The 22,928-nt window shown below is 51.3% G+C and carries 20 protein-coding genes; 5 read left to right on the top strand and 15 right to left on the bottom strand.

Features of this window, described 5'->3' with window-relative positions:
• Nucleotides 1-134: 134 nt before the first annotated feature.
• Both ACO0LL_RS11155 and polA read right to left on the bottom strand, forming a co-directional pair.
• Nucleotides 135-1,691 carry an ATP-dependent nuclease gene (locus ACO0LL_RS11155; protein WP_422950935.1) on the bottom strand — a complete coding sequence of 519 codons (1,557 nt, stop codon included), beginning with the start codon at nt 1,689-1,691 and terminating at the stop codon, nt 135-137.
• A gap of 59 nt (nt 1,692-1,750) precedes the next feature.
• The gene (polA, locus tag ACO0LL_RS11150; RefSeq protein ID WP_422950934.1) at nt 1,751-4,537 is read right to left on the bottom strand and encodes a DNA polymerase I; all 2,787 of its coding nucleotides are present in this window, start codon (nt 4,535-4,537) and stop codon (nt 1,751-1,753) included.
• On the opposite strand from polA, the gene ACO0LL_RS11145 reads away from it, so the two are divergent.
• Nucleotides 4,538-5,275, top strand: a complete 738-nt coding sequence (locus tag ACO0LL_RS11145; protein ID WP_422950933.1) for a TIGR00730 family Rossman fold protein — start codon at nt 4,538-4,540, stop codon at nt 5,273-5,275.
• A gap of 106 nt (nt 5,276-5,381) precedes the next feature.
• Here ACO0LL_RS11145 and ACO0LL_RS11140 read toward each other — a convergent pair whose 3' ends face one another.
• On the bottom strand, nt 5,382-6,146 hold the full coding sequence (locus ACO0LL_RS11140; protein WP_422950932.1) for a hypothetical protein: 765 nt from the start codon (nt 6,144-6,146) through the stop codon (nt 5,382-5,384).
• A 289-nt stretch (nt 6,147-6,435) separates the two neighbouring features.
• Here ACO0LL_RS11140 and ACO0LL_RS11135 point away from each other — a divergent pair, with 289 nt between their 5' ends.
• Complete coding sequence (locus ACO0LL_RS11135) at nt 6,436-7,161, top strand: hypothetical protein (RefSeq protein ID WP_422950931.1); 726 nt, start codon at nt 6,436-6,438, stop codon at nt 7,159-7,161.
• Here the strand turns inward: ACO0LL_RS11135 and ACO0LL_RS11130 are convergent.
• Nucleotides 7,143-7,496, bottom strand: a complete 354-nt coding sequence (locus ACO0LL_RS11130) for a carboxymuconolactone decarboxylase family protein (protein WP_422950930.1) — start codon at nt 7,494-7,496, stop codon at nt 7,143-7,145. The genes ACO0LL_RS11135 and ACO0LL_RS11130 overlap by 19 nt on opposite strands.
• A gap of 219 nt (nt 7,497-7,715) precedes the next feature.
• On the opposite strand from ACO0LL_RS11130, the gene ACO0LL_RS11125 reads away from it, so the two are divergent.
• The gene (locus tag ACO0LL_RS11125; RefSeq protein ID WP_422950929.1) at nt 7,716-8,276 is read left to right on the top strand and encodes a hypothetical protein; all 561 of its coding nucleotides are present in this window, start codon (nt 7,716-7,718) and stop codon (nt 8,274-8,276) included.
• 149 nt (nt 8,277-8,425) lie between these two features.
• On the opposite strand, the gene ACO0LL_RS11120 is transcribed toward ACO0LL_RS11125, so the two are convergent.
• The 8 genes from ACO0LL_RS11120 to mpl all read right to left on the bottom strand — a co-directional run bounded on the left by ACO0LL_RS11120 (nt 8,426) and on the right by mpl (nt 16,861).
• Nucleotides 8,426-8,974, bottom strand: coding sequence for a hypothetical protein (locus tag ACO0LL_RS11120; RefSeq protein ID WP_422950928.1), 549 nt, complete (start codon nt 8,972-8,974; stop codon nt 8,426-8,428).
• A complete protein-coding gene (mtgA, locus tag ACO0LL_RS11115; protein WP_422950927.1) occupies nt 8,971-9,666 on the bottom strand; it encodes a monofunctional biosynthetic peptidoglycan transglycosylase in 696 nt (231 codons plus the stop codon). Before mtgA ends, ACO0LL_RS11120 begins: the two co-directional genes overlap by 4 nt.
• The gene (aroE, locus tag ACO0LL_RS11110) at nt 9,666-10,502 is read right to left on the bottom strand and encodes a shikimate dehydrogenase (RefSeq protein WP_422950926.1); all 837 of its coding nucleotides are present in this window, start codon (nt 10,500-10,502) and stop codon (nt 9,666-9,668) included. The genes mtgA and aroE overlap by 1 nt, the downstream gene beginning before the upstream one ends.
• Nucleotides 10,499-11,599: a TonB C-terminal domain-containing protein gene (locus ACO0LL_RS11105; RefSeq protein ID WP_422950925.1), complete on the bottom strand. Its 1,101-nt coding sequence runs from the start codon at nt 11,597-11,599 to the stop codon at nt 10,499-10,501. The genes aroE and ACO0LL_RS11105 overlap by 4 nt, the downstream gene beginning before the upstream one ends.
• A gap of 2 nt (nt 11,600-11,601) precedes the next feature.
• A complete protein-coding gene (locus ACO0LL_RS11100) occupies nt 11,602-13,728 on the bottom strand; it encodes a ribonuclease catalytic domain-containing protein (protein ID WP_422950924.1) in 2,127 nt (708 codons plus the stop codon).
• 511 nt (nt 13,729-14,239) lie between these two features.
• The gene (locus ACO0LL_RS11095) at nt 14,240-14,806 is read right to left on the bottom strand and encodes a chorismate--pyruvate lyase family protein (protein WP_422950923.1); all 567 of its coding nucleotides are present in this window, start codon (nt 14,804-14,806) and stop codon (nt 14,240-14,242) included.
• 46 nt (nt 14,807-14,852) lie between these two features.
• The gene (locus ACO0LL_RS11090; RefSeq protein WP_422950922.1) at nt 14,853-15,425 is read right to left on the bottom strand and encodes a YqiA/YcfP family alpha/beta fold hydrolase; all 573 of its coding nucleotides are present in this window, start codon (nt 15,423-15,425) and stop codon (nt 14,853-14,855) included.
• Nucleotides 15,422-16,861, bottom strand: a complete 1,440-nt coding sequence (mpl, locus tag ACO0LL_RS11085; protein ID WP_422950921.1) for a UDP-N-acetylmuramate:L-alanyl-gamma-D-glutamyl-meso-diaminopimelate ligase — start codon at nt 16,859-16,861, stop codon at nt 15,422-15,424. The genes ACO0LL_RS11090 and mpl overlap by 4 nt, the downstream gene beginning before the upstream one ends.
• A 171-nt stretch (nt 16,862-17,032) precedes the next feature.
• Here mpl and ACO0LL_RS11080 point away from each other — a divergent pair, with 171 nt between their 5' ends.
• Nucleotides 17,033-17,635: a hypothetical protein gene (locus ACO0LL_RS11080; protein WP_162043130.1), complete on the top strand. Its 603-nt coding sequence runs from the start codon at nt 17,033-17,035 to the stop codon at nt 17,633-17,635.
• Nucleotides 17,636-17,794: 159 nt separating this feature from the next.
• Nucleotides 17,795-19,357: a hypothetical protein gene (locus tag ACO0LL_RS11075; protein WP_422950920.1), complete on the top strand. Its 1,563-nt coding sequence runs from the start codon at nt 17,795-17,797 to the stop codon at nt 19,355-19,357.
• A 30-nt stretch (nt 19,358-19,387) separates the two neighbouring features.
• Here ACO0LL_RS11075 and ACO0LL_RS11070 read toward each other — a convergent pair whose 3' ends face one another.
• The 3 genes from ACO0LL_RS11070 to ACO0LL_RS11060 all read right to left on the bottom strand — a co-directional run bounded on the left by ACO0LL_RS11070 (nt 19,388) and on the right by ACO0LL_RS11060 (nt 22,923).
• Nucleotides 19,388-20,449 carry a M48 family metallopeptidase gene (locus tag ACO0LL_RS11070; RefSeq protein WP_422950919.1) on the bottom strand — a complete coding sequence of 354 codons (1,062 nt, stop codon included), beginning with the start codon at nt 20,447-20,449 and terminating at the stop codon, nt 19,388-19,390.
• 11 nt (nt 20,450-20,460) lie between these two features.
• On the bottom strand, nt 20,461-21,717 hold the full coding sequence (locus ACO0LL_RS11065; RefSeq protein ID WP_422950918.1) for a YjgN family protein: 1,257 nt from the start codon (nt 21,715-21,717) through the stop codon (nt 20,461-20,463).
• Nucleotides 21,718-21,876: 159 nt separating this feature from the next.
• Nucleotides 21,877-22,923: a M48 family metallopeptidase gene (locus ACO0LL_RS11060; RefSeq protein ID WP_422950917.1), complete on the bottom strand. Its 1,047-nt coding sequence runs from the start codon at nt 22,921-22,923 to the stop codon at nt 21,877-21,879.
• Between the last annotated feature and the right edge of the window lie 5 nt (nt 22,924-22,928).

Genomic DNA, 22,928 nt, shown 5'->3' with positions numbered 1-22,928 from the left:
AAACTTTGATACTCTTTCATCTTGAAACTCCTTCTTTTGGTAGAGATAGAAGTTTCAAACCGACCGCCGTATAGGTCAAACCTTGAGGAGTCCCCCGGCAGAGCCGGGGGATTACCTTATTTATTTAGCTCAGGCTAAGACACTATTTTCAATGACGTCATTCGCTCAAAGAAATTTTTGAGATCAGTTTTTTCCCAATCTTCTTTGGTCATTTCAGCAGCAATCTTCCAATTTTGGTTCTTACCCCAAAATTTCGGAGAATCCTTGGAATTTTGAAATGGTAGTAATGGCTGATACTCCTCATTTCGCAATGCTAATTTTATGGCATCAGAAGTGAAATAGTTTTCAGTCGCCCTTAAACGAGTTTGCATGGCATGGTTTTCACCGAATATTTTGTTACAGACGTCAACAAATTTATTTCGTTTCGAAATAGAAGTATCTTCACTACTGCGTTCACTATCAACAATAACGAAAACTTCAACACCAAATCGCTTGAACTCTTCTAATTCATGCTGTCTATTTGCATCAATTAACGCTTCACCACCTAATGGCACTATCAAAACCGATGAATCAAGATTCCAATGACGTAAAATTTGCCGAAAAACTTTTACCTCTGTCACGCCTTCGCATAGCAATATCTTGTCATATCCTAATTCGCGAAATTGAGAAAACGAAAGCTCACCCATTAACTCTGAAAAATTATTTATCCCTTCAAAAGGTTTAATTGAGCTTCGACCTTGTTTATCTTGCTGAACAACCAATATTGAATCCGCACATGTTCTTGCTAGACCTATAGAGTGAGTAGTAAAAATCAAACCACACGATGCAAGTTGAGTTAATGCTTCTACAAATTTCACTTGCAAAGATGGATGCAAATGAGATTCCGGCTCATCAATTAAAATCCAACTTGGCTTCCGGGTTGCTGCTGTTACTATACAAATCACCAATTCAGAAATTCCTGCGCCGAGCTCAGAAATTGAATAACGATGTAAATTATCTTTCGTAAGATAAAGTTGTGATTTGTCGTCACTGGCATCAATCGACAAATTCGACCAGCCCAATAATTCAGCGATTAATCGTTCAGCTTTAAGTGCCATTGAAGCACTTAGGGAATTAACTCCAAATTTGAGTTGATTCCATGAATTAATAAAAACTGTTCCAACAGATAGATCGAAATAATCACTAACGCCTGTAGTGATTAAATTCCGTTGTGCACCGATGTACAAACTGTATTCGAATTGATCTTTTACATCATGAAATTTTTCGTCGAAATTAATTTCACTACTAGCTCTTACTTGGGTCTTATGTAATTGGTACCCAACACGTTCATTTGGTTTGGAAATTTCAAATGCATATGTAATATCGGAAGTAGAAAAAGAAAATTTGACAGAGTTTGAGGAATCTCTATTGGGGTATATATCAAGATTATCCCTTAGTCCATATCTAGCATTTAATTCTGGGTCTACTGGATTTTGATTTTTCCTCGTCAATACATCAACCGTCTCCCAGTTGCCATTAATAAAATTAATGAGTGGATATTTAAATTCATAAAAGAAACGCAATAATGCAGACTTCCCAGCATTATTCTTTCCGATAAGCGCAATTGTTTTTCCTGGTTCAAGAGAAAACTTAGTTGGAATTGGCTCTTGAAAACACCGGTAATTTTTTAGTTCAATTTCTATTTTCTGCACAGTAAAACTCCAAAATACTGCTTCTTAGGACAATAAATTATCTCGTTGTGCAATGTTCCTCAATGCGCCTCTTCCCAATTTCCCCCCACGCCCACTTCAGCCAATAAAGGTACATCCAGCTTCGCCACGGTCGCCATCAACTCTGGCAGTTTCTGTTTGACCAATTCCAGCTCAGCTTGCGGTACTTCGAGTACCAGTTCATCGTGTACCTGCATGATCATTCTTGATTGCAGCTTGTCTTTTTCCAGCCAGCCTTGTACCGCAATCATGGCGAGTTTGATGAGGTCGGCGGCGGTGCCTTGCATGGGGGCGTTGATCGCAGCGCGCTCGGCTCCAGCGCGGCGGGGGCCGTTGGGGGAATTGATTTCGGCCAGCCACAGGCGGCGGCCAAAGACGGTTTCTACATAGCCGTGGGCCTTGGCCTTGGTGCGGGTGTCGGCCATGTATTGGGCGACACCGGGGTAGCGCTGGAAGTATTTGTCGATATAGCTTTGTGCGGCGCTGCGTTCTATGCCGAGGTTGCCAGCGAGGCCAAAGGCGCTCATGCCATAGATGAGGCCAAAGTTGATGACCTTGGCGTAGCGGCGCTGTTCGCTGCTGACTTCATCAAGCGCTACGGCAAAAATCTCTGATGCAGTGGCACGGTGAATGTCTTCACCATTGGCAAAGGCGGCCAGCAGGCTGGCGTCACCAGAGATGTGGGCCATGATGCGCAATTCAATTTGCGAATAGTCGGCAGAGATGATGACATTGCCAGGCCCGGCGACGAAGGCTTCGCGTATGCGGCGGCCTTCGGCGGTGCGCACGGGGATGTTTTGCAGGTTGGGGTCATTCGATGACAGGCGGCCAGTCACAGCTACGGCTTGCGCATAATTGGTGTGGACGCGGCCTGTGCTGGCGTTGACCATCTTGGGCAATTTGTCGGTATAGGTGGACTTCAGTTTGGCCAGGCCACGATATTCAAGCAAGACCTTGGGCAGGGGGTAATCCTCGGCCAGTTTTTGCAAGACTTCTTCATCGGTCGATGGCGCGCCGGATGGTGTTTTCTTGACGACAGGCAGGCCCAGCTTGCCAAAGAAAATCTCGCCCAGTTGTTTGGGGGAATTCAAATTGAAGGGCTGTTCTGCCAGTTCATAGGCCTTTTGTTCCAGCTCCAGCAGGCGTATGCCGATTTCATGCGACTGCGTTTCCAGCAAGTCTTTGTTGATGTGCACGCCATTGCGTTCTACCTTTTGCAGCACGACTGAGGTGGGTATTTCTATCTCGCGATAGACGCGCAGCAAATTGGCATCCGGCTCTATCTCTGGCCACATGGCCAGGTGCAGTTGCAGGGTGATGTCGGCATCTTCAGCCGCATAGGTGGTGGCGCGTTCTATGTCTACCTGGTCAAAGCAGATCTGGCTTGCGCCTTTGCCACACACTTCTTCAAAGCTGATGGTCTTCTTGCCGAGATGGCGCATGGCCAGGCTGTCCATGTCATGCGATTTGTGGGATTCAAAGACGTAGGATTGCAGCAGGGTGTCATGGACTATGCCGTGCAAATTCACGCCCTGGTTGGCAAAGATGTGGCTATCGTACTTGAGGTTTTGGCCGACCTTGGCTTTACTGTCGTCTTCCAGCCATGGCCTGAGTTTGTCGAGTACCAGGGCCTTGGGCAACTGATCAGGCGCGCCTGGGTAGTTATGGGCGACAGGTATATAGGCTGCATGCCCTACCTCGCAGCATAGCGAAATGCCGACCATTTGCGCGGTCATCGGGTCCAGCGAGGTGGTTTCTGTATCCACTGATGTCAGCGTCGCGGCGTTGATGCGGGCCAGCCATTCGTCCAGTGCGGCCTCGGTCACAACTGTCTCGTAATTTTGAATAACAGGTGTCGCAGGATTGTCAACGTCGGTTGCATCATCATTGAACAAACCAGCCTGTACTGAATTACTGCCGCTGGTCGCTGCTTTGGCAGCAGGCAGCGGTGTGGCACCGGCAGTAGCGTCGCCAGTCAATTCACGCAGCCAGGTCTTGAAACCCCAACGGCCAGCAAAGCCGACCAGTTCTGACTTGTCTTCTTCTTTCGCGATCAGGCTGTCTTGTATCGATGTGTAATGCCCAGTCAGGTCGCAATCAGTCTTGACGGTGATCAGTACGCGGCCTTGTGGCAGCCATTCCAGCGCACTACGCAGGTTGTCGCCGACCACGCCCTTGATCTTGTCAGCATTGGCGATGACGCCATCAAGGCTGTCGTATTCTGTCAGCCATTTGACGGCAGTCTTGGGGCCGCATTTGGCGACACCAGGGACGTTATCGACGGTGTCACCTATCAGTGTCAGGTAATCGATGATGCGGTTAGGTGGCACGCCAAATTTGGTCAGTACACCAGGCTCGTCGAGCTTTTCATTACTCATGGTATTGATCAGGGTGACATTGGCATTGACCAGTTGCGCCAGGTCCTTGTCGCCGGTAGAGACGATGGTGTTCATGCCCAACTTGGTGGCCTCTACTGCCAGTGTGCCGATAACGTCATCAGCCTCTACCCCTTCTACCATGAGGATAGGCCAGCCCATGGCCTTGACGGCGATGTGGATAGGCTCTATCTGCAGGCGCAGGTCGTCTGGCATGGGGGCGCGCTGGGCCTTGTATTCTGCATACAGGTCGTCGCGAAAGGTCTTGCCTTTGGCATCAAACACACAGGCAATGTATGCTGCCGGATAATCAGTACGCAAACGGCGTAACATATTGATCATGCCGTGTATGGCGCCCGTTGGCTCGCCTTGTGCATTACGCAGGTCAGGCAGGGCATGGAAGGCGCGGTACAGATAGCTAGAGCCATCAACTAACAAGAGAGTATTTTGCATATGAACGGAAACAGAAAAGATGTAACGAGGTTGCGCCAGATTATCGATCAGGAAAAAGCAACTTCGCTGAAAGCGCGCGAATCATGGCATATGTTCACGATTATGGCAGAATTTATCGAGTCCACCGAGCGGCTTTCATCTATCCGCCCTGCCGTGACGATTTTTGGGTCTGCCCGTACCAAGGATGACCACCCGGATTATGCCAAATGCGTGGATTTGTCGCGTCGTTTGTCGGACGAGGGTTTTGCCGTTATCTCTGGCGGTGGCCCCGGTATTATGGAAGCCGCCAACAAGGGTGCGTTCGAGGGAGCCTCCCCTTCTGTTGGACTGAATATAGAATTGCCACACGAGCAACGTAGTAACCCCTGGCAAAACATCAGCCTCTCCTTCCGCCACTTTTTTGCGCGCAAGGTGGCTTTTGTCAAATATGCCGATGCCTATGTGGTTTTCCCTGGCGGCTTTGGCACTCTGGATGAAGTCAGTGAAGTATTGACGCTGATACAGACTGGCAAGACCCGCAACATCCCGGTGATTTTGGTAGGCACCAGTTTCTGGCAGGGTTTGCTGGACTGGATCAGGGTGCAAATGGCGGGCAACGGCATGATCAACCATGATGACCTGAATCTGGTACAACTCATCGATGAACCAGCAAATATCGTCGATGCGATTTTTGCGTTTTATGAGGCCAGGGATATTAATCTGACTGAGGAGCAAAGACAAAAGATGCTGTATCTGTAGAATAAATTTGGTAGGGTGCGCCGTGCGCACCGTTCGTGCAGTTTACGCAAAACAGGTGCGCACGGCGCACCCTACCAAGGTTTTCACACCATCCATCATTCAACGTTTACTTCGCTTTCAAAGCCCCCTGCTCTGCCTGCGGAAAACTTTGTATCACCTCACCTTTGTCATCCAGGAAGTTCAGCATGGCCTGGCCTTCTGGTGTCACCAGCATCATGATGCGCGGCTTGCCTTTGGCGTCTGCCATGATGATGGCAGATGATTTGCCACGGGTCTTGCCGATGAACATGCGGTTGGTTTGCTGGCCACCCGCATCTTTCCATTTCTGCAGCAGCGCATCTTTTTCTGGTCCGGCCGGGGCTTTTTCATAGGCTTGGTACAAGCCATCGTAATCTTTTTGCAGGCCGCGGTCGTAGATCTTCAGGCCAGACTCCATGCTACCGCCGCTTTCATAATGACCGAGCGAGAGTTGCTGGTCACCGCCAAACCTGTCCATGGAAAAATGCATACCGGCGACAGGCCTGCCCTTGTCGTCAAGCTTGCCGTCGAAGATGAAGCCACCGTTTTCATCGCCCTGCGCATTATAAAAAATCATGCCGGGGCGTTGCGGGCCGCTGCGCTTGCTTTGTTTGCCATCAATCACAGGCTCAGGCAGGCGCAGGTGATTGGCGATAACCATCTCATGCTTGCCTTCAGGCGTGACGATGTTGATACGCTCTACATCGATTTCAGAAAATTTGCCACGGTTTTCAGTATATGCGGCAGCCGTCAGCAGCATGATGCCCAGGCCTGCCCCTGCGACTGTCAGCACTTGCTTGAGCAAACGGTTCTGGCGGCTTAATTGTGTGATGAGTTCATCTTGCTGTGTCATGCTGTCTCCTTGATTGTCGTTGATCGTTATGGCTGCCTTCATGGTTTCTTACAGCGCTTGCGCATGATAAAAGTTCGGCATTCGTGCAAGCCAGCATGCTGCGACTAGTGGGAAGACCGGAGGCTCGAATGGCAGATTAGAAAGATGAACGGGAGGGCAGACTTCTGTATATAGGCTGCGAATGCAAATCGGACTACTATTTGCCAACGACATGGCTGCATGCCTTTGATCCTGACCCGAAAACATGATACGCGCACTACTTTTATTGATTAGCTTGCCGGGAGCTCTCTTGTCCGCCCTGGCATTGCTACTGTCTTACAGCAATCCCGTCATGGTAGAAAACATGGCACGTGAAGTTGTGCGTCTGGAAGTGAAAAAACGGGTTCATGCGAAGCTGCATACGCTGCAAGACAGCAAAATAGCCGAGTTGGCAGGCCAGGTGCTTGCACGCCAGACGGCAGAGATGGAAAAATTAAAACTTCAGCTTGCCGCAGACCTGCCTGCCCGCATTGCAGGCATCGTGACAGATTTGGGCAAACTCGACTGCACTTGCCGACAGAAGATAGAAAGGTCCCTGACAATAGGCATGCAGGAGCGCAGCCAGAAACTTGCACAAATCAATGACAGATTGAACGAACTGATACGCAGAAAATACATGGAAGTGGCACAGTCATTGACGCGTGAATTCCGCATTTTTACTGCGGCCAATACCCTGATTTTTGTCTTGCTGGCTGCCACAGTGGCACTGCGCCCACGCGCCAGCGTGCAATTGCTGCTGCCTGCTGGCGTATTGCTGGGTGCTGCTGCACTCACCGCGTACTTCTACCTGTTCGGGCAAGACTGGCTGCACACTGTCATTTTTGCAGACTATACAGGTCTGGCTTATTTTGCTTACCTGACGCTGGCCATTGTTTGCCTTGCCGATGTTGCTTTCAACAAAGCCAGGATATGCACTGCCGCAATCAATGCTGCGGCAAATGTCGTGGGTTCTGCGTTTCAGGTTTTGCCTTGCTGAGCCAGCTCGGCCTCATCAAACAGACGCAAGGCCAGCAGACCATGCCCGACAGCGGCACCAGCGCGCAATGCCGCGGCAATGAAAACCACCTCGGCAATCTCTTCCCTGGTCGCCCCAGCTTTTGCGGCATTCTTGCCATGCGCATCGATGCAATAAGCACACTGGGTAGTCAGGGCAACGGCAATGGAAATCAGCTCACGGTATTTTTCAGGGATGACACCATCGGCTCTTTCTGCTGTGGTCTTGAGTGCCAGAAAAGCCTGTGCCTCTTTAGGCGCGAGACTGATCAGTTCTTTGGCTTTGGCCAGGTCTTGCGGGTTTTGGTAAGTGAGCATATTGTTTCCTTTCAGGGGCTGTTTGACATCTGCTTGCCATGACAAGAGTCAGCAACGAACCAAAAGGATTCATCAGAGGCGATCTTTTTTTTGCATCTGTGTGTATATACACTGAAGGTATAATTATCAGAGCAGCGCGTGCAGACTCATGGCAGCATTCCAAAATTTTTTATCAATACAGCTTTTAGCGTACTCCAGCAATTACATAAGTACCGGACAATGACTACCAACCAGTTCCCGCAAATTACTTCTACATTATTCGCCCATGAGCGCCTGCTATGGTCAGGCCAGCCACGCCAGGGCATCATGTTCCAGGTCACTGATTTGTTCATGGTGCCCTTCAGCCTGCTATGGGGTGGCTTTGCGCTGTTTTGGGAATACAACGTCATCACTTCTGGCGCTCCCCTGTTTTTTTGCTTGTGGGGCATCCCATTTGTACTGATAGGTTTGCACATGATAGGAGGCCGCTTCTTTCTTGAAGCAAGACAAAGAGCTGGCACTTATTATGCCGTCACCAGTGAACGCATACTGATAGTCTCAGGTCTGTTTAACAGCAATCTGAAATCACTGGACCTTAAAAACCTGGGTGAAATCAGCCTGGCTGAGGCTAAAGAGGGTGAAGGCAGTATCGTGTTTGGCAATAACCCACTGGCAACCCTGTTTGGCGGACTCTCAGGCCTGCCTGGTAAGATAAATGCGAAGACGATGACGCAGTTTCAATCCATCGCAGAGGCGAAACAGGTATTTGAGCTGATACATCAGGCTAAGAGGATGGCTTAAAACTAAAGAAGCCGTGCTTTAATTTGCAGGGTGCGCCGTGCACACCGTCGTAGATTTATCGCTGTAAAACGAATGGTGCGCATGGCGCACCCTACGAATCAGTAAAGGTATGGGCAAGCGATAGTAGTGCTGTAAGCAGCCCTGTCAACCTATTTTGTTGCCTTATCAATCGCCCGGTTCATGGCTTTCAGATGCAGGTCTTCCTCAGCACTGGATGCCGGGGCACTTTTACCCAGTGCCTGCTCCATGATTTTTTTCTTCATTTCTTCATTGCTCATAGAAGCCGGATAATTATTATCTGCACCCTTGCCGCCATCTTCTTTGGCGACGGCAGTTTTTGGCGGCTCCATGCCTTTGGAGTCATTGAGTTTGATTTTTTTGGTAGTGGGATTATTGTCCAGGCACAGGGTGTCTGAATACACGGTCTTGCCATCAATGGTGCAGCGGCGCACGCCTTCGCTGGTGGTGGCAGCCTGGCGCATGCCGGGTCCTTCACTGTTGCCGGTTGGCAGACCTGTGGTTTCTTTAACGTCATTGCTGATGACAGCAGCCGCCTTGCCAAAGCGCGCCCACATGTCATGCATGGGCAGGCGGCCATAGCGCATGTAGTACAGGAAGCCCATGCCCAATGCAGCAATCAGCATGGAAAGGAAGGCGACGGCAATCAGGCTCAGCCCGCGTTGTTTTGTATATTTCATGGCAGTTCAGAATTATTCATGCGCTGCAGGATGACTTCGCTACGTCTTTGCAAATAGCCAGAGCCCGGGTTTTTATAAAAATAGCGTGGTTTGGGTAGCATCACGGCCAGCCTGGCTGCCTGGGCAGGGCCGAGATTGGCGGCACTGGTATGGAAATAATTTTGTGCGGCAGCCTCTGCCCCAAACACGCCTACGCCCCATTCTACAACATTGAGGTAGATCTCCAAAATGCGTTGCTTGTCCATGCATTTTTCCAGCATATAGGTGATGATCAGTTCTTCACCCTTGCGGAAATAACTACGGTCTGGCGAAAGGAACAGGTTCTTGGCCAACTGCTGGGTAATGGTGGAACCGCCAGAAACGACCTTGCCTTTTTTCTGGTTTTTTTCGTACGCTGCCTGCATGGCTTCCCAATCGACACCTTCATGATCGACAAAACTGTCATCTTCTGAGGTTATAACGGCGCGCTTGAGATTATTCGAGATGCGGTTATACGGCACCCATTTATGCTTGAGCTGGAAGTCCGGCTTTTTCTCTTGCAAGACACTGAGTTGCTGGCGCATGAAGCTGGTCGATGTCGGGTTGTGGTCTATCCACCACCAGACATGCGCCAGATAATACGCCTGCAAAAGCGTGAACAGCAACAGGGGTACGAGTACCAGCCAGAACAGGATGCGGCCAAATAATTTCATCACAGGCTCGCTTGCAGAGCGGCACGCATTTCCGCCAGTACCGATGCCGATGGCGGGCGCACGCCGCGCCACAAAACAAAAGCTTCTGCTGCCTGCTCGACCAGCATGCCGAGACCATCACGGCATTGCGCACCGTGGCTGGCAGCCAGCCGCAAAAATGAGGTGGGTGCAGCGGCATACATCATGTCATAGGCCAGTGTGTCTTTGCCAAATACTATCGCAGCCAGGGGCGGCACATCGTCATTGATGCTGGCCGAGGTGGCATTGATGATGACATCAAAAGGCTGTTGCAAGTCTTCAAAACGACAGGCTTGCAGCTCACAACGATCACTCAGGCTGCTGGCTTGTTGCTGCAAATCCTGTGCTTTGGCAAGCGTGCGGTTGGCGATAGTCAATGCAGCAGGTTCCTCCTGCAACAACGGCAGCAAGGCACCACGGGCTGCACCGCCAGCACCCAGCAAAAGCAGGCGCTTGCCGCGCAGGCTGACACCGGCATTGCGCACGATATCGGCCACCAGGCCTATGCCGTCGGTATTGTCGCCATAGATATGGCCGTGCTCAAACTTGAGGGTATTGACAGCACCGGCTATCCTGGCGCGCTCACTCAACTCTGTCGCAAGAGCAAAGGCTTCGAGCTTGAAAGGCAGGGTCACATTGGCGCCCTTGCCACCAACCGCAATAAAATCGTGCACAGTGCTGGCAAAACCGTCCAGTGGTGCCAGCAGGCGCTGGTAATCAACTTGCTGGCCTGTCAGCTCTGCAAAGCGGGCATGAATGGCAGGTGACTTGCTGTGCGCAATCGGGTTGCCGATGACGACGTAGTGGTCAAAGTTCATTCTCGTGCCTCACGCAACTCGGCCTCAAGATGTTGTTCCCGTGTAAACTTGAATCGGGCAATCATCTCAAAATAGACATTACCATCTCCCGGAATTGCATTCTTGGGATATTTCTTGAATGGTGCAGAACGCCTCACGATACGCAATGCCGCTGCATCCAGGTCCTTATCACCTGAAGTCGTAATTACTTGCGGCCCACCATTTCTTTCATACAGGCTGCCATCAGGTGAAATTGGAATGGCTACGTACATCTGACCATAAAGTTTTTTTCCATCCTTTTGAGGGAAATTCAGGGTACCTGTGTCTTCAATACGCTGGCGTACTTGTGTGTAATACAGAGAGTCCTCCCGCTTTTGAGTAGAAGGAGTGATCGATATTTTTTTTGGCCGCTTGTTCTGGTCTTCTATCGTCTGTGCAATTTCAGCGGGGCCACGTGCAAGAGCTTTACTGGTTTCTGCATTATCGCTGCCAGTATTTGGTTTGGGTTTATCATCGGTATTTTTTCGTTCTTGTTTTTCCTGTCGAAAAATATCTTTGAGTTTAGTCTGATCAATTAATTGCTTTTGCTGCTCTTCGAGCTCGGCAATTTTTTTTGTGCTAGTCTGCAGTGCGTCACCGTTTTCAATACGGTTCATATCAGGCAAGGGTGATTTGCTGCGGCCACTGTCGTGCGCTCCGCCGCCATCCAGGTCTGCCTGCGCAAGTGCTTCAGCGACCACCGGACGCTTGCTGTGTTTGGAATTAACCAGTATCACTTCCAGGTCCGGTTCACGCGACTTGTTTTCTACCGTTTTCGGCATGACAAAATGCACCAGCAAAGCCAGTGCATGCAAGACCAGAGACGTTGTGATCGCAACACCGAAAATCAGTTTTTCTGTCTTGCCAGCTCCAGGTTGCGCAGAGCCAGAACTGGTTGCTTTAGTTCTGGCTTTGCTGTTAGTCGTACTAGCTACAGCAATACCTTTAGCCGGTATTGCAGGTGTTGCTGTAGTCGTGGGTGTGACTTCACCTGCCTTGGCGGCCTGTTCTTGCCCGCCTGGCGGTTGTTCTTGTTTAACCTGTTTCGCAGGCTTGGTTTTTTTATTCTGACTTTTCATTACTAGGCTTGTGGCTGTTCTTCGTCTGGAGTATTCGCGTCGTCATTGGCAAGCTCATTGCTAAGCTCAGTTGCCACCTCAGTTTCCACCTCTGTTGTCGCGCTCTCCGCCTCTGCTACTGTCTCTGCTGCAGGTGCGCCTTCTTCTGCGCTGAAGTCTTCTGCAACTTCAGTGCTGGTTTCGTCGTCCAGTTCTTCTTCCTCAAGCTCGGTAACGGTAGATAACAATTCCAGAAGGCGCGCTTCGACTTCAAGATCGACTTCATCCCAGCGCAGGATATCCAGTCTGACTTGGGCACCGCGTGCTGTCTGCGGCATGCCCGGCAAACGGATGATGAGCGGAATATCGACGAGGCGCAAGACTTCGTCTTTCAAAACAACAGCTTCTACCTGGCGCTGTTCTTGCTGGCCCAGCCAGCGCAGGCACCAGTAGCGTTCCATATTGTTCTGGAAGTCGGCATAAGCGGCATAAGCGGCATCAAAGCCTGAGACTATCGCGAACAGGTCGGCATCCTTGGGTTTAAAGGTAGCGACCAGCGGTGCGGTAATGCCGTGTTGCACACAGGCGATGATCTGCCATTGATTGACCAGGTCGGTATAGCGGCGCAGTGGCGATGTGCTCCAGGCATATTGATCGACACCCAGGCCCTGATGCGGCGCTGCATGGGTCAACATGCGTACCTGCATGCGCGCTGTCCAGCCGCCGGGGCCACGGCCACCTGCCACGCCCTGGGCGCGGTAGATGCCAGGGATGCCATGGTCAGCCATGAGTTTGCCCCAGGTGCTGTTGGCAAAGATCATCAGTTCGGCGACGATCTTGTCCAGCGGCGCACCACGCTTGCGGCGCACGATGGAAACGACATCATCTTCTACATAGAAATTGAAATCGACGCGATTGTTTTGCTCGGGCTTCATGCCAAAGCTCTCGCGTTTGACCATACGGCCCTGCTCGAGCACCAGCGCCCATTTCCACAATTGGGCGATGTCGGCCTTGTGCGGATATTCACCGGCATTATTGGCGAGATTGTCTTCTGTCACCAATGCATCGAGGTCATTGTGGCGCAGATTGCTGGCCATAGGCACGGCTTCTACCTTGGTCTCGGTGCTGATGACAGACCAGTCTTCAGTATTCAAAGTCGCATACAGTGATACTGCCGGGCGGGTCTGGCCTGCCCCCAGGGTATAGACATTGACAAGTTCATCCGGCAGCATGGTGATCTTGTCGCCAGGCATATACACGGTAGACATGCGGCCACGGGCCATCTGGTCTATCGCATCGCCGCGCTGTATGCCCAGGGCTGGCGCGGCAATGTGTATGCCGACACGCAACTGGCCATTGCCAAGATCAACGACAGAGAAGGCATCATCAATCTCGGTCGTGGTAACGTCATCGATGGAGAAAGCCTGCACATCTGCCACGGGCAAATCAGTGGGTAAAGCTGGCAAGGTAATCGCCGGGAAACCCACGCCTTTTGGGAAATGCTCGTAATGAAACCTGGCCAGGTGCAGATGCTTGGGGCTGGCAATACCACCGACGGCAAGCATCAGACGTTGCGGTGACATTTGCATGGCATCGCAGGCTTCTGCCAGGGCCTTGTATTCTATGCTGTTCTTGTCGGGTTTGAACAAGAGCTGCAGCGCCAGTGATTTCATTGCATCTGGCAGGCGGTTTTGCTTGAGTTCTTCTACATAGCCAGCCTGTATCAGGGCTTGCTGTTTTTTCTTTTCTATACCGGCCAGTGCGGCTTTCAGCGATGCTTCAGGCGCGGCCTTGTAACGGCCACGGCCTTTTTTGTAGAAATAAACGGGGGCGTTATGCAGGGCATAGATGAGGCCTGCCGCTTCTACCGGTTGTGGTGCATGGCCAAAATATTCGGTACCCAGTTCAGCAAAACCAAACTCTTCCTGTCCGGCGACTTCCCACAGAAATTCCAGGTCTATCTCAGCCGCAGCGGCTTTCGCCTGCTCTATCAGGCTGGCGGGATCGGGCGAGGCAAATTGCAGCAGCACATCCTTGGCTTTGACCTTTGTGCGCTTGCCACTGGCCATCTCGACCTGATAAGCCTCACCAGCATGCGTCATGATGCTGCCTGCCTTGAAATCACCGGATTCTTCGAAAAATAAATTCATTCAATACTTCTTTATGTTTTAAGACCAAAAAGCTCAACACAGAGGTACGGAGACACAGAGGTGGCACTGAGAAAATCTTTGTCATTTACTCGTTCTGTTTTTGCTCTGCGTCTCTTGTTTGAGATGTTTGTTGTTCTATATTTACTTTGCTTTTATCAGCAAAGCGGGAAATCATTCATATACCTATTTTATTCCCTCCCCTTCAAGGGGAGGGTTAGGGTGGGGATGGGTTTCGGTTAATTAGTCTGTCATCAAATTGCGTTAGAACCCCATCCCCCACCCAACCTCCCCCTTGAAGGGGGAGAAGTTTTAAACATTTCGGCTTGCGTTTTGGTTATATCAGTTTGCCACGAACGCCCCTGGATTCCTGCCTTCGCAGGAATGACGACTTTACGATTGCGGCTTCATTAACAAAGTGACGCAATGCACTCCTGTCTCTTTCTTGTCTTTCTCTGTGCCCCTCTGTGGAACCTCTGTGTCTCTGTGTTGAGAGGTCTTAAGGTCTTAGGTTTCAACGCTTTTCAATAATCCGCAAACCCTCAACCCCCGGCAAAAACACTTCCGTCACCTGCAAACACCCGCCCTTGCGCCAAAACAAAGACCGGCGGGCCAGCATGCTGTGCACGCCTGCCAGCTCCGGCTGTCTCGCCACGATGCGGCGTATCAGCGGGTGGCTCTGTCTTAGCCTGGCGTAATGCAAATCACCGCGGCGCACCAGCGGGTCGTTGAACAGGGTGCTGCCCAAGGACTTTTCACCCAGCGCATGAAACAACGGCCATTCATTGGCAGTGGAACTCAGCGGCACTATCGTATGACCATACACCATGGCCTCGCCATCGCAACGCAAAAACACTTCGCGCTCATGCACCTTCATGGCACGCGGTAAACCTATGGCAGCATATTCATCCTGCAGGCACACTGCCTTCTGCTGCGACAAACGCTGCACGCGAAACTGCTGGCACCGGGCCACCAGCCTGGCCGTCAGCGAATCGCGGTTGCTGAGCCAGTCTTCCATCAGCGCGCTGGTATCGACCGCATTCACATGCGCATACCATTGTGCGGCTTGTGGGCGCTGCATTTGCTTACTTGTCTGCAAACTCGTGTGCAAAATCGCTGCGTCCAAATCAGGCCCTGCCATCCGCAAAGGCCATCACCTGATCCAGGTAATCGGCAAATTCTGCAATGCCATGATCGCTGCCTTCAATCACGAACTGTCTGGCTTGCGGATAGTGAGCGACCATTTCGCGCCAGTCCAGTACTTCATCGCCAGTCGCGGCAATCAAAAAATAACGTTCAGGCTGGCTGATCTGTTCCACGGCAAGTGCACGCAATTCAGCCATGTATTCTGCCTTGAATTCAAAGACTCTATCGCTATGGTAATAAGTCGTTACACCTACATAGCTTTCCAGGTCACGGGGCGGCTTGACGGCGGGGTTCAGCAAGATGGCTTTGCAGCCGTATTTTTCTGCCAGCCAGGTCGCGTAGTAACCGCCCAGCGACGAGCCTATGATGCAGATATCGTCTGCCTTGTGCCCGGCCAGCAAGGCCTCGGCTTGCTGGATTGCCAGCGCTGGCGAGGGTGACAGGTCGGGGCAGGCTATCTCTTCGCTACGGCCCAGCTTCGCCATATGCGCAAGCATGACACGCGCCTTGTAAGAATCAGGCGATGAGCGAAAGCCGTGCAGGTAGAGGATCATGCTGCAATCGCCCTATTACCAGGTTGATTACCATCTTGACTATCGGCTGGGCTACCGGCCTGCTGTGCGCGGTCTTGCAGCGCATCCAGCAATTTTTGGTGTATGCCACCAAAGCCGCCATTACTCATGATGAGTACATGGTCACCTGTCTTGGCCTTGCTGACGATATCCTGCACCAGTTGATCTATCTTGTGATGACAGGCGACCTTGTCACCCAGCGGTGCCAATGCTTCTGCCAGATCCCAGCCCAGGGCTGATTTACCGTCCGCCTCACCAAAACCAAATACCAGGTCTGCCTGCTCCAGACTACCGGGCAAGGCTTGTTTCATCGTGCCCAGCTTCATGGTGTTTGAGCGTGGTTCCAACACGGCCAGGATGCGGGCATTGCCGACCTTGTGGCGCAAACCTTCAACGGTTGTGGCAACGGCTGTGGGATGATGAGCAAAATCGTCGATGACGGTGACGCCGTCCGCTACGCCGCGCACTTCCATGCGGCGCTTGACGCTGACGAACTGGGCCAGGGCTTCTATCGAAATTTCTGGCGTAACGCCGACATGGCGGGCAGCAGCAATCGCGGCCAGGGCATTCTGGCGGTTATGTTCGCCATTCAAATTCCATTGCACCCTGCCTTGCAACTGGTCGTTGAAATAGACATCAAAGTCTTCACCGTCTTGCATGAGCAGACGCCAGGCCTGCTCATTGCCAAAGAATTCTTTTTCACTCCAGCAGCCGCGTTTAAGCACACGTTCCAGCGAGTCATTATTGCCATTGACGATCAAACGGCCTACGCCAGGCACGGTACGCACCAGGTGGTGGAACTGGGTTTCTATGGCGGCTACATCCGGGAAGATGTCGGCATGGTCATACTCCAGATTGTTCAGTACTGCTGTCTTGGCATGGTAATGCACGAACTTGCTGCGCTTGTCGAAGAATGCAGTATCGTATTCGTCAGCCTCGATGACAAAGAAGTCAGAGGCATGGTTGCCCCACAAACGGGCAGAGATACCAAAGTTCAGCGGTACGCCGCCGATCAAAAAGCCAGGTGCATAACCGGCATATTCGAGTATCCAGGCCAGCATGGCAGACGTTGTTGTTTTGCCATGCGTGCCAGCGACCGCGAGTACCCACTTGTCATGCAGGATATGTTCGCCCATCCATTGCGGGCCAGACACATAGGGCAAGCCACGGTTGAGGATTTCTTCCATCAGCGGGTTGCCACGCGAAACGACATTGCCTATGACATATAAATCCGGTTCCAATGCTATCTGCTCAGCCCCAAAGCCCTGCGTCAGGCTGATGCCCTGGGATTCGAGCTGGGTGCTCATGGGCGGATAGACATTGGCATCACAGCCCGTCACGGTATGACCTGCTTCTTTTGCCAATACGGCCAGGCCACCCATGAAAGTGCCGCAGATACCTAAAATATGAATATGCATAATTGAACCAAATTCCAGAATCCCGCAATTCTACCTGAGAGAAGGCATGTTCTTGTCACCACTCGTAACAGAAGCTGAAAACCTATGACTACATAGGCAAAAAATCGGCATTTCTCTGGCTTGAGGGGCCTTGTTTTTGGATTTCCCCAAGGTTTCAGTTATGATTACCCCATGATGATCCATACACCGAATGAAGCAGAGAGCCTGCGGGCTGAGATTGCGGCGCTGGCGGCGCGCATGATCGCCGAGGATGGCGCCGACTATGCCTCCGCCAAGCGCAAGGCAGCCAAGCAGTTGCTGGGCAACCATAAAGTCAAGGGCGATGTCCTGCCTGACAATGCCCAGATTGAGCAGGAAGTGCGCGAATACAATGAATTGTTCTTTGGCGATACCCAGCCACAGCGCTTATTGCATTTGCGACAACTCACCCTTGAGCTCATGGAAGAGCTGGAACGCTACAATCCTTATGTCGTAGGTGCGGTACTGAATGGCACGGCTGGCAACCATTCCGACATTCATTTGCATCTGTTTGCCGACAATACCAAAGAAGTTGCCATTTACTTACTAAACAAGGATGTGCAGTTCGAGGTTTCAGAAAATTTCAATAACCGCAATGAAAGCATAGAAACCCTGAGTTTCATGTACAAGAATGAAGGCGTACACCTGATCTTGCGCGATCAGGACGATATACGCAGTGGTCATGGCAAAGCTGCCGAGCGGGCCAATGCCTCAGGCTTGCGTGCCATCATGGCGGAAGCCGGGGCAGAAGAATAAGCCAGGCAACACAGAAATAAACAGTAAAGCGGGATGGCGCACAGCAGTCCCGCTTAATTCTGTACTTGCTCCTGCAGCGATATCGCACTACTCCCCCACTAAATACCCTCCTTCAGGGGTAGCTGAAATACAATAGCGTTTTTTCATTTTCTGCCCGCCATGAGTTACACGCTGACGATTCTCGCTGCCCAGACACCGGCCAGCGATGCAGAAACCTACACCTGGTTGAACGACAAGCGGGAAAGCTATTACAGCAGTGATGCGGCGGCAGTACCAGTGCTGGTCAAATTTCATGATGCCATTACGCGCCTGTTCCCCTGCCTGTCCAGTTGCACAGATGGCGAAGCCATGGATGCCTGCCCCTGGTCGGATGGTCCGCTGATCAATAATTTTGTTGGCGACATGGGCGTTGTCGGCATTTCGCAGAGACATGAAGAAGTCATCACGCAGATATTGCGATTTAGCAATACGCTAGGGCTGACCGTGATTGATGAGCAGGAAGGTGTAATACACAGGCCGCAGCGCTATCGCATCGTGCTACAGGGTATCAAAGAAGACCTGACTGTCACTGCTGTAGCTGACAAACTGGCCCCCTTGTTCAAGCGCACTCCGGTGCAAGTTGCGGATATGCTCGCGCAACCTGGCCTGGTGCTGAAAAAAGACCTGACGCAGATTGTCGCCCAAAACTATGTGGCTACACTGGCGCAATATGGTTGTGTCTGCATCATGGAGCCAAGCGCCGACATCACCAGCACCGCCGCAGAGCAAAGCGCGGCTGTGCCCGACGAAAACCCGGAGCAAGCAGCAGCAACGACGACGGTTACGGCGGCCGCAGACACGGACGAAGCAATGCAGCGCTGGATAGCCTATAACAATACGGGCAAAAAGAAAGAAGTAGCAGACAAGCCCGAACCTGAAATCGTCAACTACGACGATATCCGCATTGCGGAACTGGCTGATGGTCAAAAGCAGCTGATTTATGCTGTGGTGCTGAATTTTGTAGTGATCAGCATGAAGAGCGATGTTATTGGTTTTTTCACGATTGCATTTTGCCTGCTGCCCATTGAAGTCATGTTCTTTGCCGGTTATTTAAAACTGGCCGCCAATATGGGTTTCAACAACACCATGAGAAAGGTCATCGCTTACGGTTCCATGGTACCGCTGGTGAACACCTTTATCTTGCTGGCCATCAATGATGAAGTCAATCGCCAACTCAAAGATGCAGGCTTGCGGCCAAGTATCCTTGGCCTGTCTGCAAAACAGCGCGCCAGCCTGAATGAGGAAATATGCCCGCCACCTGGCCGCCCGCTAAAGTGGGCGATAGGCACGGCAATTTTCATCGCTGCAGTGATAGGCATCGCGCATTGGAGAATCAGCATACCCAAAGATAAGCGCCTGGATTCCAGCTTGCCATGCGCGATGATGGGTAAATGGGTGTTTACAGGTACCAGCACGCAGAAAATATTGCGCCTGGATAAGGATGGCAATATGCAAAGCAGTGCCGGTATCATGGGTACTGCACCTTACAGCGGCCTGGACGGTACATGGAAGGTACAGGACAGGCACCTGCTACTGCAGGATAAAAATGACCGCCCGGCAAAACAGGGCAAGCCTGTCATTCTCAGCAAGGATGGCAAAACCATGACACTGATCGATGAAGAAAATGAAAAGCAAGACTATATGTTGATCGAAGCTCTGGCACCGTACAACTGTAATCACTAATTGTTGTTGACCAAACTCTTGCCAGCCTCCTTACTCAGTCGCAAATGCCGCTTTTCTGAAGCGTGCGATACGCTCGTCTGTAGCAGGGTGACTGGCAGTATAGTCATACACTGAGCGTAGCCAGTTTGGCGTAGCATCTTTACTGCTTCTTCTGTTTTGGCTACTCATGAAAGCAAGTGCGTCAGCCAGCCGGCCAGGTGAAATATGTCTTTGCGTCAAAAGATCGATAGCATAGATATCAGCTTCGGTTTCCATCGCACGTGTATATTCTTTGCTGATTAAAGCCGCAGGTGCGAGAGCCGCAACGGAGCTGACATCACCAAACAGGCTGCCCAGGGCAACTGTCATGAAACCCTGGCTGATCAGGCTGCGCATGCCGTGACGCTGCTCTATGTGGCCGATCTCATGGGCCATCACACCAAACAATTGTTCGGCCAGAAAACCGTTCAACTCCCTGTCTGCATCACCGACGAGTAGCGTAACCAGTTGATCTGTCACGACTATCGTACCGCCCGGCAAAGCGACGGCATTTGCCCCCATTTCCGGCGCATTGCGCACTTCCAGATGTATGGGCACGTGCGTATCCTGAGGACGCAGGCGGCGCAATAATTGTTCTACGCGCGCGATGCTGCTGTCACTGAGCTTGCTTGGTTTGAAAATGGTCTGGTCCAGCACATTCATCACTTCGGCACCCAGCGCACGTTCATAGCTGACAGGAACCAGAACTGCGGCCTTGCCGGCCAACACGGGCAATCCCCATTTATAAGCTGAAAACACGATACCGGCCATGACGATGACAGCCAGCAAGGCTGCCTGCCATTTGTGCTGCCAGCGCTCTATCGTGGATGGATGATAGCCAAGGTGTGCAAGCAGGCTTTGCTTGTCAGCCTGGTCACGGATTTCACAATGGCTGCCGTCGGCAAAATTGAGTATGCAAGGAGCATTTTTAAATGCTTCTTCCAGTTGCAATTGACTCTTGTCTATCTGCCTGTCTATACCCTCACCTGCCAGGCTGATGCCCGTAGTTTGAAAATACAGAATGACTTTGTGCAGCAAGGCCTGACGGTGGTCGAAATAATGCGCTTGTATCATATACATGTATCCTACCAGGACAAATCAAAACCAAACAAGTCTGCCGTGCTGTCACCACTGGCCTGACCTATCTGGCCTGCTTGTCCTTCTTGCGCAGCTTGTGCACGCTGAGCGGCCAGCAATTGTTCAAAGCCAGCAGCTTTAAGACTGACGTGTTGCAAGCGGAAGCGATAAATATTCACGACCGCAAAAGGCCGGTACAGACCCAGCGTCAACATGGTCAGGATAAGATTTTTTACCTGCAACAAGTAATAAGCTTTGTAAGGCAAATGCGAATCTATTTCTATGCCGGGAAAGCGGGTTGCATTCCAGGATTTGTTCCAGACTTTGACTTGCAACAAGGTACTGAAACTGAGGAAGCTGGCATAAACGAGCAAAACTGCCAGAAACCCTAAGGGAAACAAAAGCCAACCGTAGGTATCCATGAAAAGTTGGTAATCTGCAGGAGAGTGCATTTTGAGCGACGAAAAAAAGACCGCGCTGCCCATGCCTATCATCATGACAAAGATCAGCAAGGCCAGGCAGGACATAAAATAGGATAAGAAAAAAGCTCCTTTGGTGAGGCTGCAACTACTCCTCAATTCGCCAAAAGCCAGTTCTTTGTGCTGGTAAATACGCATGCGCGCATGCAACCAGGGCCAGCTCAGATAAGGGATAAATGTGAAAACAAAAATACCCACATAATATGGAAAGAAAACGCCAAGCAAACCGGGCAACAAGATAATCAGAGCAACCGGCAAATACGTTGCGTAAGCACCGGCAAGCGTGCCATGAAATTGCAAGCGCAAGCCAAAATAACTGGTATTGCGCAGACGAAACCGCAAGGCACTGCGCATCATCCACGGCACCCCCAGCAACAAGATTGCAAACAAACTCAGTGCCAGCGTTTTTGAAAAAGTGAACAGATAGTGGTAGCAAAACAGCAGTATCACCGCGATAACCCGGCCGCGGAATATGGTTTTGGGATCACCATGAAAATTAAAGACGGCACCGTTCAAATGTGTATTACGGTCAAAATACTTGAGCCGCCGTACCTTTGCCCACGCGGAATAAATACCCAAAGTCGCCATGCTCAGGCAGAGATTGACGATCCAGATACGGAAATATTCCTTGCCTGTGCCAGTGAATGACAGATGGTATTCAGTCAGCTGTCCGCTCGTCACTGCGGTACTGGCAACTGTTACAGGATAATGATCTGGAATAGTCGTTGCGGGCTGGGTATCTGCCGCAGGCGGCCACATCGCTGCAGCCCCGGTTTGTATTTGCATGCCTGACAGTCTTTATGATCTTATGGATTTATCTGCTTTGCCCTGCACTTTTGGCAAGGACACAGGAAAATAACATAAGATCAATGACTTTGTAAAATTTTGTTACACATCCCTGCGCAGGCTGTTGCTGTTGCTTTTGCTCGGTGCGATTCAATCGCACTATTTTGCTGCCGCCCTGAACCTTGCCACCCTGTCTTCAGTCGCCGGATGGCTGGACATGTATTGGGTGATACGCTTGGTGGTGGATTCTTGTGCGGCTTCACGCTTGTGCATTTTTTCCATGCGTTCCAGCGCATCTGCCAGGCGGGCGGGTGACAAGCCTGTTTCCTTCATGCGCCTGATCGCATAGTCGTCGGCTTCGGTTTCCATTTCACGCGAAAATTCCATATTCACGACCCCGGCAGACGCCAGGCTGACGACGGAACTGAAATCAGAAAACAGGCTGCCCGCAATCACCGTCACCATGGCGTCACGCACCAGGCGGCGCATGCCATGATTTCCTTCGACGTGGCCGATCTCATGCGCCAGCACACCCGCCAGTTCTTCAGCCCCTGCCGGACTCAAGCCACGGTCTTTATTGGTACTGAGCATCTCTATCATGGCGTCGGTAACGACTATGGTGCCGCCTGGCAGGGCAAAGGCGTTGGCACCGATATTCGGGGCATTCCTGATTTCCAGCCGCATGGGTATGCGCCCATGTTCCGGCATGACGCGCTCTATCGCTTCCTTGGCCTGGGCTATGCGTTGATCACTTAAATGGCTGCGGCTCAGCACTGATTTGTCCAGCAGTTTCATGACTTCGTCGCCAAGGGCCTGTTCATACTTGCCAGGCAGGCGAGCAGCGATCTTGTCAGCCAGCAAAGGCACACCCCATTCACGTGCTGCCAACAGCAATGCCGCCATGACGATGATTGCTGCCAGTGCCCATTTCCATTGTCTTTGCCAGCGCTGCACGAGGCTGGGCCGGTAATCAAGAAAATCCAGCAGGGTTTGCTGGTCTGCCCTGTCATGGATTTCGCAATGGCTGCCGTCTGAAAAACTGAGTATGCAGGGCGCATGTTCAAAGGGCTCTGACACCTGCAATCTCTTTTTCCTGACGGGATATTGCTTGCCATCAAAAATGACATTCACAATATCTTGTTGCAAGTCCAGCTGGATGGGCTGTATCCGGCTCTGTTGATGGTCGAAATAATTGGCTTTAATCATGGGGC

The organism is Undibacterium sp. TC4M20W (assembly GCF_049340245.1).
Classification (GTDB): domain Bacteria; phylum Pseudomonadota; class Gammaproteobacteria; order Burkholderiales; family Burkholderiaceae_D; genus Undibacterium.
The sequence above is the reverse complement of the archived record's forward strand: the minus strand, read 5'-3'. Positions and strand labels throughout refer to the sequence as shown.